Source organism: Sphingomonas sp. PP-CE-1A-559, from assembly GCF_004340965.1.
Taxonomy (GTDB): domain Bacteria; phylum Pseudomonadota; class Alphaproteobacteria; order Sphingomonadales; family Sphingomonadaceae; genus Sphingomonas.
On record NZ_SLYA01000015.1, the window covers coordinates 1 to 14,423 of the forward strand.

Annotated in this window: 8 protein-coding genes; 5 read left to right on the forward strand and 3 right to left on the reverse strand. The window is 58.5% G+C overall.

All coding sequences use genetic code 11. The features are described 5' to 3' along the window. Both C8J42_RS18780 and C8J42_RS18785 read left to right on the forward strand, forming a co-directional pair. Window positions 1-540: hypothetical protein (locus C8J42_RS18780; RefSeq protein ID WP_207897184.1), on the forward strand; the 540-nt coding region annotated here is incomplete at its 5' end. A 1,260-nt stretch (window positions 541-1,800) separates the two neighbouring features. Continuing rightward, window positions 1,801-2,370 (forward strand): recombinase family protein, encoded by a 570-nt coding sequence (locus C8J42_RS18785; protein ID WP_133021355.1) that lies wholly within the window; start codon window positions 1,801-1,803, stop codon window positions 2,368-2,370. 221 nt (window positions 2,371-2,591) lie between these two features. Here C8J42_RS18785 and C8J42_RS18790 read toward each other — a convergent pair whose 3' ends face one another. From C8J42_RS18790 to C8J42_RS18800, 3 genes are all read right to left on the reverse strand, one after another. Beyond that, window positions 2,592-3,950 (reverse strand): carboxylesterase family protein, encoded by a 1,359-nt coding sequence (locus tag C8J42_RS18790; RefSeq protein WP_207897185.1) that lies wholly within the window; start codon window positions 3,948-3,950, stop codon window positions 2,592-2,594. A gap of 424 nt (window positions 3,951-4,374) precedes the next feature. Then, a complete protein-coding gene (locus C8J42_RS18795; RefSeq protein WP_243644617.1) occupies window positions 4,375-6,723 on the reverse strand; it encodes a glycoside hydrolase family 3 N-terminal domain-containing protein in 2,349 nt (782 codons plus the stop codon). Between the two features lie 128 nt (window positions 6,724-6,851). Beyond that, complete coding sequence (locus tag C8J42_RS18800) at window positions 6,852-9,239, reverse strand: TonB-dependent receptor (RefSeq protein WP_243644618.1); 2,388 nt, start codon at window positions 9,237-9,239, stop codon at window positions 6,852-6,854. A gap of 333 nt (window positions 9,240-9,572) precedes the next feature. Between C8J42_RS18800 and C8J42_RS18805 the strand changes: the two genes are divergently transcribed. The 3 genes from C8J42_RS18805 (at window position 9,573) to C8J42_RS18815 (ending at window position 14,415) form a co-directional block, all read left to right on the forward strand. Continuing rightward, window positions 9,573-10,352 (forward strand): FadR/GntR family transcriptional regulator, encoded by a 780-nt coding sequence (locus C8J42_RS18805; RefSeq protein WP_133021357.1) that lies wholly within the window; start codon window positions 9,573-9,575, stop codon window positions 10,350-10,352. 86 nt (window positions 10,353-10,438) lie between these two features. Next, window positions 10,439-13,132, forward strand: coding sequence for a glycoside hydrolase family 2 TIM barrel-domain containing protein (locus tag C8J42_RS18810; protein ID WP_243644619.1), 2,694 nt, complete (start codon window positions 10,439-10,441; stop codon window positions 13,130-13,132). Then, window positions 13,129-14,415, forward strand: coding sequence for an MFS transporter (locus C8J42_RS18815; protein WP_133021358.1), 1,287 nt, complete (start codon window positions 13,129-13,131; stop codon window positions 14,413-14,415). Before C8J42_RS18810 ends, C8J42_RS18815 begins: the two co-directional genes overlap by 4 nt. The last annotated feature ends 8 nt before the right edge of the window (window positions 14,416-14,423 follow it).

Sequence of the window (14,423 nt, forward strand, 5' to 3'; positions counted from 1 at the left end):
GGCCACCTTCGGGCCATTTGGTTCTCGAACCGCTCGAGACTGGAAATCGCTGACACCGACCGCGCTGTTCACGACTTTCCACACAGTCTGTTTGAGTTTTGCATCAGGCGCCCGAAGTTTGGTCTCGACTGCGGTCTGCTAGACGAGTTTAGCCGGGAGGAGTACGTCACTAGAATGGCGACCTACATGGCAGGGGTGCGAGGGCGGCTTCGTGAAATGTTGGTTGTCGTCGCTCAGACGCTGCCGATCTTTGTAGTCGTCGCATATTTCTCGACGGCCGAGAAAGCTCTGGTAGCTACGATGGCCTTCTTCTCAATTTGGATCGGCGTATCGGCGCGCTGGGAAGGGCGTTCCAGATCAGGTTTTTGGTGGCTGGTCGGCCTAGTGGTGCTTGCCAACGTAATCGCTATTTGGGCCGTTCCTATCAACCATAGGTTTTCGTCAGGCCATGCCGTCGCATATCCCCTGGGCATGGCCGAAGGCTTCCTCGTCTATTGGCTGCTCGGATGGTGGATTAGCCGCGATCGAAGCGCTCAATAGCGGCAGTCCGTTTGGAGCAAAACTTTTGATTTTGCATCAGAATGACCGGCTTTGGAAGGAAAGCGGACCTTGGCTTTCAGCCGGTCGAGCCGATTGGGAAGGATATGCGTCGCCCCGGAGTTGTGCAACCTTGCGCGAGCGAGTGACGAAAATTGGACAACGATGCAAAAGCCAGAAGATCGAGATTACGACTTTTTCGCAACGATTAGTATGCGGGATAAGATAATCGGGTGGGCTATAATATTTACTCCTATGCTTGCGATGCTGCTTCTTTTAAAGCTGTGTTATCGACCAGAGTCCATTGATCCTCGCTATGTATATGGCTGCTACGAGAGCAAAGTAGCCCCCCGCATACTTGTCGATGTGAAATCAATTTCATTTGATGGTTCTAGTATTAGTCCGAAAGACTATGAAGTGGGAGCGGAGAAACAAGGATACTCTATTTATACGAAAGCGAATCTTATTCTCGATCGAACGACAGGTAGCCAGTTTGCGTTCGTGAGATCGCCCGATGAAACGTGGTTTCCACTGCTACCCGAGCATTACAGCGAACCACGATACCTTCGGCACCTAAGCGAATTTAGTGGTAAATTCTACGCGTTCTCTCGTCAGGCGGATGAAGTGGTCTACTCGCGGATAACGCCGAAGGGCGCATGCCTCACGCAACCGAGTGTCCGTTAATAGGCGTTTTTGTCGTCCCCACCCTTTCTCGGAAAGGAACCTCCTGCCGGAAGAATCTGGCCGGTCGCATTCTAAAATTGCGTCGAGCTATCAATTTCTCGAAATCTGTTCCCGATTGGCTTTTCTCGAAATTAACGAATTTGGATGGGAAAACGGGAATAGCGGCGCGAGAAGACGTTGCCGATTTTGAATTTTGAGCATGATAAGGGAGGATGTCTTGAGGTGGACTGCGTCTGCCCCAGGCCCCGCCCCATCGATCGGCGAAATCGATCACTGGTTGGCCTGTCGGGAACCACACGATTGTCGGCAGGTGGTAGGACAGGCGACCGAGGCTGTCCCAACCTTTGCGTGGCACATGCGACAAACCCTGTCGCCTTGTCCGATTGTGCGGAAAACAAAATCTAGAGGTTTTCCGTCACCTACCAAAAAGGGCAGGACGTCACGCTCAGCGTCAATCCGGGTATACCGTGAGTGAACACACTGCGCTGGACAGTCTTCCCGTTCAATCAGGGTCACTTGCATAGAGATTGAACACTCCGTGCAGGTGGTCTAGAACCTGATTGAACAAATGAGGCTCCAATGACGCTTTTTGGTTACGCGCGAGTATCGATCTCTGAGCAGGATCTCGGAATACAGGAAACCGCGCTGCAGGCCGCTGGCTGCCAGACCATCCGCTCGGAGAAAAAATCAGGGAGCGAGCGCGGCGCACGGACCGAACTGCAAGTCCTGCTCGACTTCCTTCGCAAAGGCGACACTCTGGTAGTGACCCGTATTGATCGGCTCGCTCGGTCGATGAAAGATCTGCAGGATATTGTACACGAGCTGAAGGGCAGGGGGATCGCTCTCAAGGCGACGGAGCAACCGATCGATACAAGCACGGTAACGGGAAAAGCATTTCTCGATATGCTCGGCGTATTTGCAGAGTTCGAGACGAACCTCCGACGCGAACGGCAACTTGAAGGTATCGAGGCAGCAAAGGCGCGGGGCGTCTACAAAGGCGGTAAGCCGCGTATTGATCCCGACGCGGTGCGTAAGCTGATCGCCGACGGTATAAAGCCCGCACATATCGCTCGCCAACTCGGCATTTCCCGAGGCACCGTCTATAAGTTCGTCCCCAAGCTAGATACGGCAGCAGACTCGGACACGTAGGACAGCTTTTCGGCCTTTCGTGGTGGAAAGCGGAATGGCCGCTTTCGGGGAGGGATCGGCGTAAGTAGACGTTCATTCAGGCTGTGAGGCAGAGGTCTGGCTTACCGTTTATGGCAGCAAGCCAACGATAGGCAGTAAATAGCCGCTCGTTTGAAGACGACCGTAATCGAATAAAGTTGCGTTTGGTGTGTACCGGCCCAGCCGTCAAAGCGATGTCGTACTCATTCTGCGGCTAGTTTCGCATCTCCACGACGGTTTATCGTCAACATGACGCGGTCAGTATCACTGTAATTTCGCCAGACGGCATCTGCAGCACCCCCTGGGTTGCCGTTCTTCACGAAGTTGATCAGATACTGGCTCGTCAAACGGCCGACACGTCGGTCGGTATCTGTAATTTTCGTGCCGTATTTGACGGCGACTGTATCGAAGAAAAAGGGAATATCAGTTGCATGGGCGGCGCCGCCGGTTTCGGATGTCTGCGCAGAGTTCGCTACGTAATCGAAGCGATAGTAGTATACCGGCAGATTATTGTGTGCGAACAACATAGCAAGATCGCGAGCGCCTTTGATCATTAAGCCAGTCGGCCCGCCAATGTCGTCGCTGGTCGCGCCGATCATAATCGGTACATGCAAGAAGCGTCCGGCACGGTAGGCGGCGATGCTATCCACAAACGTGCGGCCATCTGGCACAGGTCCGCTATAGTCAGGCCGGGACATTGTTGCGAGATTGAGGCCATCGACGACCTGATCTGCGGGTAGCGCACGCAATTTGATCGCAGCGTCTCCATCTTCGGGTGCGATACCCTTGCCGACTGCGAATTTCGTGCCCGAGGCCCGAGCAGTCGCCATAGACGTCCCATTGGCCGAAGCGTCGCCACCTGATTGAATCACGGCACGTTGAAACAGGCCAATTGCGTCTGGCGAGGTAAGTAGCGCATGGACGGACTTCCCGCCGGCACTCTCTCCAACAACCGTCACATTATCGGGGTCGCCGCCGAACCGCGATATATTCTTCTTGACCCAACGCAACGCCGCCAATTGATCCAGTAGGCCATAGTTAGCCACTTCCGAAGCAAGGCCAGGGTGGGCGAAGGTGCCGAACCGACCCAGCCGATAGTTAAAGCTCATCACCATGATGCCGGCACGTGCGAGTGTTGCACCGCTATAAGTCGGGGGTGACGATCCTCCATTCACAAACCCGCCGCCATAAATCCATATCATTACGGGTAACTTCGATGTCGCTTTGGCAGGTCGCCAGATATTAGCGTAGAGGCAGTCTTCGGATGGAGTAGTACCTAGCGGAGCAGCATCGCTCGGGAACGGCAGCTGCATACAGTCGGCAGCGTAGTTCGACGCCACGCGTACCGCGGTCCAAGGTTTTGCTGGCTGCGGTGGTTGCCACCGTAATGCGCCAATCGGCGGAGCGGCGAAGGGTACGCCTTTGTACGAAATCACATCAGCATTGCGTACGCCGCGAACCGGCCCAGTTGCCGTCCGCACCACGGTCTCGGTTTGTGCGGGTGCTGCACTTGCTATGGCGACGCCGGTCAGCGTAACGACGCGTAGAAATCTACCCGGCATGCTCTTATTCTCCATAGTTTACTGCGCTTTGGGCAAGATCCAACATAGTTTTCAGTTCAAAGCGGCCATCGTCAACATATTCCAGCCACGCGTTTTTCTAGCCTGTCAGCAACCGATGATCGAATAGGCTGACCCGCGCGAACCTTCCGCCAGGTATTATAGCTAATGCCGAAAGCGGCCATGAGCGTAGCATCCTGCTGAACCGGAAGACCTCGCTGCATTGTATGGACGACATTCTCGTCCACCGGTCGCATTCTACTCCCTGCCGATGTCATGCAGATCTCCATCGATATTATTGGCGAACCTCTTACACATCAAAAAAGCTAGCAATAATGCCCAAGGTATTCACTTCTGAGTCACGGCTACCCTCGGCTGAAGGGTAGCTTTCCCGAGGCACATGGCGCAGGGCGTTGTTCGCGGAAGATCAGTGCCAGCCCTTGACCGTTCGCGGTGCGCCACTGACGTCGAACGTCCCATGATTTGTCGTGTTTGAGCTATTTCCGAGCCAGACGTCGAACTTACCGGGATCCACGACCCAATCCTTTACGGCGGCATTCCAGTATCGCACGCTAGTTTCATCGAGATCGAATGTGACGGTACGGCGTTCGCCAGGCTGAAGGGTGACTCGCTGGAAACCTTTCAGCTCCCGTACCGGGCGTGATGCGCGACCGGCCTGCTGATGAATATACAATTGTACGACTTCGTCACCCGAACGACGTCCTGCGTTCGTTATTGTTGCCGACACCGTGACTTTACCGCCTGGAACCAGAGCCGTCTTGTCTAGGTTTGGCGGCGATATGGTGAAATTGGTGTAGCTCAGGCCGTAGCCAAATTCGAATTGCGGGGTGGATGGGATATCCCAGTAGCGTTTGCTCTGGTCTTTTGGGGCATGGGTCGTGTTGTGAGCGTAGTAGATCGGCACTTGCCCGACCGACCTTGGCCATGTGATCGGAAGCTTTCCACCAGGGTTTACATCGCCGAACAGCGCGCGGGCAATGGCTACGCCGCCACGACTTCCGCCATACCAGGCGTGAAGGATTGCGGGCGACTGGTCGAGGACCTCACCCAGTTCGAGGGGCCGGCCGCTCATGGTGACGACGATAACCGGTTTGCCTAGCGCCTTGAGCGCAGAGAACAGCTTGATCTGGTCTCCAGGCAACTTGAGGTCCGACCGGGAGGCATTCTCTCCGCTCATATCCTCGGCTTCACCAAGGGTAAGAACGACGAGGTCGGATCTCTTGGCGAGGGCGACCGCTCGATCGAACTCACTTGCCGTTCGTGCTGCGTCCCAGCGAGGCTCCGGTTTGGCGGTGCCAGGGATGACGATGCTGTCGAACATCGACGGTACAGCCCGTTTGAGCTGGACGCCGGGTGCCGTCTCCACCGATACTGCGCTACCAAGTCGGTCTCTGATGCCTTCAAAAACCGTTACCGTCTCGGGAAGGTCATACTGGAAAGCCCAGGGGCCGAGCATGTCCCGCTTCGAATTCGACGTCGCACCGATAACGGCGATCTTTTTCTGTGCACCAGCCGTCAGCGGGAGTGTGTTCCCGTCATTCTTGAGCAGGACAAGCGCACGTTCGGCAGCGAGCTGCGCAACCTGGCGATGTTCGGGCGCTGACAATATGGTCTTGGCGGCGACCTCGTCGACATAAGGATGCTCGAACAGGCCCATCTTGAACTTTCCGGTCAAGATGCGCTTCACGGATTGATCGAGAGTGGCTTCGGAAAGCTTTCCGGCACGCACCGATGCCGCGAGCGTTTCTGCGGACGCAGCCGGGCCGAATGACATTTCCATGTCGTTCCCGGCGCTGACGCTTTTGACGGCTGCGTCTGCGTCGTCCTTGGCGAAGTTCTGGATGACCTGATTCTTGGTGCCGTTCGCGTCGGAAACCACCCAACCCTTGAAACCCATTTGCTCGCGCAGGACCGTCGTCAGCAGCCACTTGTTTCCGACTGCCGGTATGTCGTTGAGATCCATGTAGGCGCTCATGACGTTGCCCGCACCGGCTTGCACGGCCGCAGCGAAGGGGGGCAGGATCACATTGTAAAGTTGAGAATCTGAGATGTAGACGCTGTCATAATCTCGGCCGCCGTCGGCCGCGGCGTATCCGGCGAAATGCTTTGGACCCGAAATGATGTGCCCCGGCGCGCCGATTGCAGCGCCTTGGAAGCCGCGGACCTGCGCACGCGCCATTGCCGAACCAAGGAAGGGATCCTCACCGTTCCCTTCGACAATGCGGCCCCACCGCGGATCTCGGGCGATGTCGAGCATCGGGGAGAACGCCCAGTGGATGCCGACGGCGCGCGCCTCCGAAGCCGCAACGCTCTGCGCCCGCTCGACGTTATCGGGATCCCACGAAGCGGCATTGCCGATCGGCACTGGGAAGATGGTACGGAAGCCGTGGATGACGTCGTATCCGAAGATCAGCGGTATTTTGAGACGGGTGTCCTCGACGGCGACCTTCTGCAGCCGGTTGATGATCGCGGGATCGGTGACGAACAGCAGCGAGCCCACCTTCTGACCGCGCACTGCGGGGGCGAATTGTTCGAATGCGCCGAACATGAACTGCTGCGAAACCTGGCCGGCCTTCTCTTCAAGGCTCATCACTTTCAGCAAGGCTTCCGCCCGTTGTTCGGCGGTCAGCGACGCGTTCATCCAGGGCTTCGTACCCGCTCCGGTCTGCTGCCGCTGCGCAACCACGGCGCCTGCAGCGAACGTCGTGCCGGCTACGCCTGCGAGTGCCAGCGCAACGATCCCGATTTTTTTCATATTCATATTCCTTCGCATGCCGGAATCGTACTGTCAGCGTTCGATCGTCAGCAATCTATCGCCCGCCGGGCCGCTCTTCCTAACAAGCGGCACCGGCAACGGATCGAGGCAGCTGATTACCGCGTCTCTTAAAAGCCTACGCGCGTGCGAATGCCGAAGTAGCGGCGCGAATTACGCGGCAGGAGCTGCGCCACGGCCTGGAAATTCGAGCTTCCGGTGTAGCCGAGCGATGTCGCGTATTCCTGGTCGAAGAGGTTGTTGACGAAGAGCGCTACGCGAAAGTTGCCATCCTTGCGGCCGTCGATACCGATGCTGCCGTTCACGACGCCGTAGGAGTCCTGATACGAGACCGGGCTTCCCAAAAGGTCGAGCTTGACACGGCTCTGGTGTGCGAATTCGGCAGTGACGAAACCGTCGAAAGGCAGAGAAGGCAGCGCGACGTCATAGGTCGCAGCGATGTTGTATTTGAACTTTGGTGAGTTCGCGAGCTGCGCACCGGACAGGTCCTGTAGGGTCGTGTTACCCGCGGGACGGCATCCCTGTGCGAGCGTCTGACCGCCGAAGCAGGGTGCGTTCGTAAAATCCCGAATTTTGGCGTCGGTATAGGCAGCAGACGCATCGATGCGCAGTGCTCGCGTCGGCTTGGCGGACAACTCAGCTTCGACGCCCTTGCTGCGCAGCTTGCCGACGTTGCTGAGCTGGGGGTTCACCGTACCGTCGGGCAGCGTGACCGCACCCTGAGCCTGGAAGTCCTTGAAGTCCGTCCAGAAGCCCGTGACGTTCAACTGAACCTTGTTGTCGAGGAAACGGCTTTTCACGCCGATTTCGTATGCGTTGCTCGTTTCCGGACGAACCGGGTTCGCTGCTCGGGTCGGGTTGAAGCCCGTGCTGATATCGAAGCCCTGGCCTTTGTATCCGGTCGAGTAGGAGGCGTACGCCATCACCGCATCCGTCAGATCCTGTCGAACAGACACCTTGTACGTGACCTGGTTGTCGCTGTCGCGACCGCTGCATTGCGTGAGGCACGTGGCGTTGTTGGCTACGGGAACAGCCCCTGCAGTTACGTTCTGGAAAATTGCCCCGATCTTTTCACGATTGAAGCGGAGGCCACCGTCGATGTGGGTCGTGTCGGTCACGTCGTACGTTAGCTGACCGAAGGCAGCAAACGTCTCCGTCGATGCGCTCGCATTCCAAGCAGTCGCCGCGTTCGGGCCTCGGTTCAGATCACGGGTCGTATCACCGTTCGCGTAGAAGAGCGCGAACAGGTAATCCAGCCTGCGGCTTCCCGACGACACAAGTCGAAGTTCCTGAGTGAAATTCTTTGCATGGAAGCTGGCGAGGGCGGCAGACCCGAACGGAAGTACGGTGCTCGCCGGATTGGTCGGCACCAGAAGGGTTGGGGAGCCCAGCGTATCGAGGTCTTCGATAAACCGGAAGCGCCAGTCCTGATACGCCGTGATGGAAACCAGGTTCGCACCACCAAGATCCAGCGTGGCCCGCCCGGTGAACATTGCCTGCTTGCTGCGATTCTCCGGCTCGGTGTCCAACCTGATGCGGTAGTTGGTATCGGAGGGCGTAATTCCGACAATCGAGTTCGCAACCGGCGCACCGAAGACAGTCGCACCGGGGTTCACGCTCCTGAAAGTCCGGACCTGGCCATCGGTCTTCGTATTCGTGTAGGTCCCGGTCAGCGCGATATTTAGATTGTTGACAGGGTCCAGGTCGACGCGGGCGCGGGCCCCATAGCTACGTTCGCCGTTTAGCTTGTTGCCGGTGTTGAGGTTCTTCACATAGCCGTCGCGGTCATCGTAGAAAGCGTTGAGCCGGAACCCAACGCCCTGCGCGACCGGTCCCGAAATCATTCCCTCGATGCGATACTGATCATCCGTGGTAGCAACCGCCCCGACCGACCCCGTCAGCGTGGATGTCGGCCCCTGGGTTACGATATTGATGACGCCGGCAGACGCGTTCTTCCCGAACAAAGTTCCCTGGGGACCACGTAGGACCTCGAGCCGTGCAATATCGTTGAGACCCGAGAATGCCTGAGCCTGCTGAAGCAGTGCAACGTCATCGACGACGATGGCCACGCTCGGCTCGATGCCGATGCTGAACGAGAAAGTACCGATACCGCGCAGATTGATACTGTTGCCGGTAGCGTTCGTATTTTCGGTGATTGTCAAGCTGGGCGACACGCGAGCAACGTCGGTAACAGCGACGACGCCGCGAGCCTCGAGTTGGTCTGCCGTAATAGCAGTGACGGCAACGGGAACGGACTGAAGGCTCTGCTCACGCTTCTGTGCCGTAACCACAATCTCTTCGAGGGAGCCGTTGTCCTGGGGCCCAGCTGCTTCCGAAGTGTTGGACCCCTGCTGCTGACCTGGGGGCGCCAGTGGACTCGCGACCGGGCTGGTAGGGGAGGGAGGAGCCGGCGCGATCGCACCCGTCTGTGCGGCTGACGATAGAGGCGACATGGTGGCGATGGCGACCGATGCCAAAAGGACATGCTTCATCTGCATTATATCTCTCCCTGAGGTCAGCCTTGTACCCCGGCTGATTTTCTGCCTGACCAATTCCAGAAACCTATTTGCGAGTCAATCACTATCTAAAGAGGTGTTGAAAGTACCCGGTGGTCCTATCGCCTAGCCACTACGTAGCTCTAGCGTTTCTGTTGGCTGCATTGGTAAGATCAATCGTATCGTCAAAATGTTTCGCCTCGGTATCTCAGTTTGCCTTGGCACAACTCCAAGAACGAAACCCGGCGGCGAGGTCGACCTAAAACGGCACGGCGTAGTAGATTGACGGTAAAAATATGATATTGGTCAGTCAGCTACCACCTAGAGTGAACTATTATGGCCACGCGTTTGAATCCCGTATCCGCCCCTGCGGCAGCAAATAGCGAGCGGCTATACCAACGCCTTGCTCGCCTTCTGATTGATGACATGGTCGCAGGGCGGTACACGGTTGGTGACAGGCTCCCCGCCGAACGTGAGCTCTCAATCGAGCATAATGTAAGTCGTCCTGCTGTTCGTGAGGCCCTCATTGCGCTTGAAGTGCAAGGTTTCATCGAGGTTCGAGTGGGGTCGGGAGCTTTCATCCTACGCCTTCCAGGCGACAGTGATGATCGCCCGGATTTTGCGATAACTGCCTTTGAGTTGACTGAGGCTCGGATAGTTTTTGAGGGTGAGGCTGCGGCCCTGGCGGCAGTACATATTACTGACATAGAATTGGATGAACTGACACATCTCGTTGATCAGATGGCAACCGCAGCATTTGATAACGCTGAGGTCGCTGACCGTGCATTCCATTTTCTCATTGCAAAAGCGACTCGCAACAAAGCCATTCAAATGACAATCGAGGAGTTTTGGCGGGTCCGTTCCACATCTCCCGCCTGTACCCTTCTACATAATAAGGCGAGAACGGCGAACGTGCGTCCAGTGGTTGAGGAGCACCGGGTTATACTAGCGGCATTGCGTTCTAGAGATAGCATTGCTGCTCGCTCGGCCATGCGAACTCATCTTACTGCTGTTATGGATCACCTTTTGTTTGCAACTGAAGAACGCGCGGTCGAGGAAGCGCGGAAGGCTGTGGCATCTACCCGAGCGCGATACCGCCTAGCGGCTCAGACTTAATATGACTGCTCGGTTGCGACGATAGGTTAAACGGACTGGTAAGGCCGGTTGGTTGATGCTATTTCCCAAAAAAAGGGAGAGGGTAGATGACCCGTCGTTTTGCAACGTTAGCTGCGGCAACTGTGATGCTGGCAGGTATTCCGTTAGCGCCGAGTTGGGCCCAGGCGTCCGGCGGTGTTCCGCAGTCCAAGAGTTCTCGCGCCGCGAAGGTTCTTGATGATGGTTGGCGTTTCCGCCAAGGGGGCGAGCCGGCAAATGTCACGGACAACGGCTTCGACGACTCTGCGTGGCAGACCGTATCGGTCCCGCACACGTGGAACCGCGTCGGGTTCTACCGGCCTGATCCCGCGACCCACATCCACCGTGCTGAGACGGTCGACAAGACGCAGGGCTTGGGTTGGTATCGGCAACGCTTCACCGTCCCCGCCGAAATGCGGGGCAAGAGCATCTGGCTCGAGTTCGATGCCGCCAGCCGCATCGCCAGCGTCTGGCTGAACGGCAAGAAGCTGGGAGATCATGCAGGTGGCTTCTCCCGCTTCCGCCTGGACGCCAGCAAGGCGCTCGTACCTACCGGCGAAAACATACTGGTCGTGCGAACCGACAATACCGCGCCGGGGGGCAAAGATGCCACGACCGCCGACGTACTGCCGTTGACGGGCGACTTCTTCGTCCATGGCGGATTATACCGCCCCGTACGGTTGATCGCGGTCGATCCGATCCACGTCGATCTCGCGGATTTCGGCGGTTCCGGCATTTTCGCGACGACGGCCGGTGCCACGGCCAACCAGGCCAGGATCGACGTACGAACGCGAATCACCAACACGGCTGCTCGCGCCGCGGCGGCACGTGTGACCGTAGGCCTGATCGATGCCGAGGGACGAAGCGTCGCAACCGCACAGTCTTCGTTGAAGCTGGCGGGTGCGGCCACGCAGGAGGCGGCGATCGGTCTTGACGTTGCCAATCCGCATCTGTGGCAGGGCGTTGACGATCCGTATCTCTACACGCTGTCGGTCGCCGTCTTTGATACACGAGGGCGATTGCTTGACGAAGTTCGCCAGCCGTTCGGTATCCGGACGATCCGTATCGATCCCGATAAGGGCTTGTTTCTCAACGACAAGCATGTCCAGCTGCGCGGGGTCGGTTACCATCAGGACCGCGAAGGCAAGGGCTGGGCGATCACACCCGCCGACGTTGCCGCGGATGTCGCGATCATGCGCGAGATGGGCGTAAATGCCATTCGCCTGACCCATTATCAGCACGGGCAGACGATCCATGACCTTGCCGACCGGAACGGCATTCTGGTGTGGGATGAAATCCCGTTGGTCTCCGCGTGGACCCGGCGCGGCGAACTGGAGCCACGCGCCGCACTCGTCCAGAACGCTCGGCAGCAAATGCGCGAGCTGATCCGCCAGAACGGCAACCACGCGTCTGTCGTGACCTGGGGGATCGCAAACGAAGTCGATTTCGGCAATTCTTTCCCGGCTTTTCTGACAGGCTATCCCGATGGCAAGACGCCCGACCCGATGCCGTTGTTGAAAACGGTGCAGGAGATCGCTCATGCCGAGGATCCGAGCCGACGCACGGCGCTGGCGACTTGTTGCGAAGGGCGGCTGTTCGATGACGGCGTTGCTATCCCGACGACCGCGGAGGCCGCCGATCTTGGCGGGGCAAACCGCTATTTCGGTTGGTATTTCGGCGTGCCGGGCGACCTCGGGCCGCATCTTGACGCGCTGCATGCCAAGCGGCCGCAACAGCCGCTTTCGGTGACCGAGTACGGCGCCGGTGGCGCTACCAGCATTCATACCGACGACGTCCTTGGCGGGCCGATCGATTCGCGCGGCGTCATCCAGCCGGAGGAATATGAGAGCTACATTCACGAGGAGGCGTGGAAAGCCTTGAAGGCTCGCCCGTATCTCTGGGGTACGTTCCTGTGGAACTCGTTCGATTTCGCCACCACCATTCGTGCCGAGGGTGATGCGCAGGACATCAATACCAAGGGTCTGGTCACCTACGATCGCGCTATCCGCAAGGATGCGTATTATTTCTACAAGGCCAACTGGAGCACGGCGCCGACCGTCCATATCAACGGGCGGCGCTACGCAGATCGCGCCTATCCGGTCACCGACGTGCGCGTGTACAGCAATGCGCCTTCGACCGAGCTACTGCTGAACGGACGTTCGCTCGGTATCCGTGCAGACTGCCCGGATCGCGTCTGCGTGTGGCGTGACGTCACCCTCGCCGTGGGGAGTAATACGGTGTCGGCGCGTGGCGGTACCGTTGAGGATCACGTGACTTGGACAGTATCCGATGACGTAGCCAAAAATGTGAGGATCGACGCAGGTGCGATCGTTGCGGCTAAAGCAAGCAGACGGTTTGGATCTGATGCCTACTTTACCGGTGGTAAGGCCGGTACGCTGACCAAGCCAGCTGAGTATGGTAAGCCAGCCGTGGCTGCCGTGATAGCCGGTACGAACGACGTTGGCATCGTTGCGACTTACCGCGAAGGGCGCTTTAGTTACGCCATACCGCTCGCCGACGGACTCTACACGGTGACGTTGACCTTCGTCGAACCGACGCTTGCGGCGGGCGCGCGCGTGTTCGACATCTCCGCCAACGGCAAGACGATCGTCAAGGCGGTGGACATAGCCCGCGAGGCGGGTGGGCCGGCCAAGGCGTTGAGCCGGAGTGCGTCCGTCGTCGTGCGCGGCGGCAAGCTTAATCTGGCATTCGTCCCCCGCAAGGGCGACGCGATCGTCTCGGCAATCGAGATCGCGCGATGAGCAACGGCCACCGAGTGTGGCGCGACATACCACTGAGGTGGCGGCTGATCGGGCTGGTCACGCTGGGTACGATCCTTAACTATCTCGCGCGCTCGACGCTGTCGGTCGCGGCGCCGCAGTTGAAGACCGAATTCGGCATGACCACGGAGGATTACAGCTGGGTCGTGCTCGCGTTCCAGGCGAGCTACACGGTCATGCAGACCGTTGCCGGCGGCGTGCTCGACGCGCTCGGCACGCGGCTCGGTTTCTTTCTGTTCGCTGTCGGCTGGGCTCTGGCTAATATGGCGCATGCATTGGCGACCGGCTGGCCAAGCCTCGCGCTGTTCCGCGCCTTGCTAGGCGCCAGCGAGGCGGCTGCGATCCCGGCCGGTGCCAAGACCGTGTCCGAATGGTTCCCCCCGCGCGAACGCCCGCTGGCGACCAGCGTATTTCAGATGGGCACCAGCGTCGGCAACATGATTGCACCGCCGCTGGTCGCGTTCTGTATCCTGGCGTGGAATTGGCAAGCCGCGTTCATCGTTACCGGCGCGCTGAGCCTCGTTTGGGCTGGCCTGTGGTATTGGAGCTATCGCAGCCCGGCGGATCACCCGGCACTGACGGACGTCGACCGTGCGGCGATGACCGCAGCACGCGAAGAGGATGTCGGTGCCAAGCCAGCAACGCGCAAGGACCTGCTGAAGAGCCGCGCCTTCTGGGGGATCGCGGTACCGCGTTTCCTAGCCGAGCCGGCGTGGCAGACGTTCAACTTCTTCATACCCTTGTATCTCGTCTCGGTGTGGAAGCTTGATCTTAAGAGCATCGCGTTATGGGCATGGATGCCATTCCTTGCCGCAGATTTCGGCAGCTTGGCGGCTGGCATGCTTCCCGGCTGGCTGATGAAGCGCGGCGTGCCGATGGTCGCGTCGCGCAAGATCACGATGACCGTCGGGGCGCTTTGCATGATCGGTCCGGCTTGCATCGGGCTGGCGGGATCGCCGGGTGTCGCGATCCTGCTGTTCTGCATCGGCGGCTTTGCCCACCAGATGCTGAGCGGCGCGCTGATCACCTTATGCGCGGACATGTTCGACAGCCGCACCGTGGGCACTGCAAGCGGCATGGCGGGGACATCCGCCTGGGTCGGCGGGATGCTGTTCACGCTGCTGATCGGGCAAAGCGCCGATGCTTGGGGGTATGATCCGCTGTTCGCAGCATTGGCGGCGCTCGATCTGCTGGCGGCGGGTGTTTTGTGGAGCCTGTTGCGCGCGACGCCGCGCACGGCTCGGGTTACTCAGGAAGGCGAATAAGCGTGTTG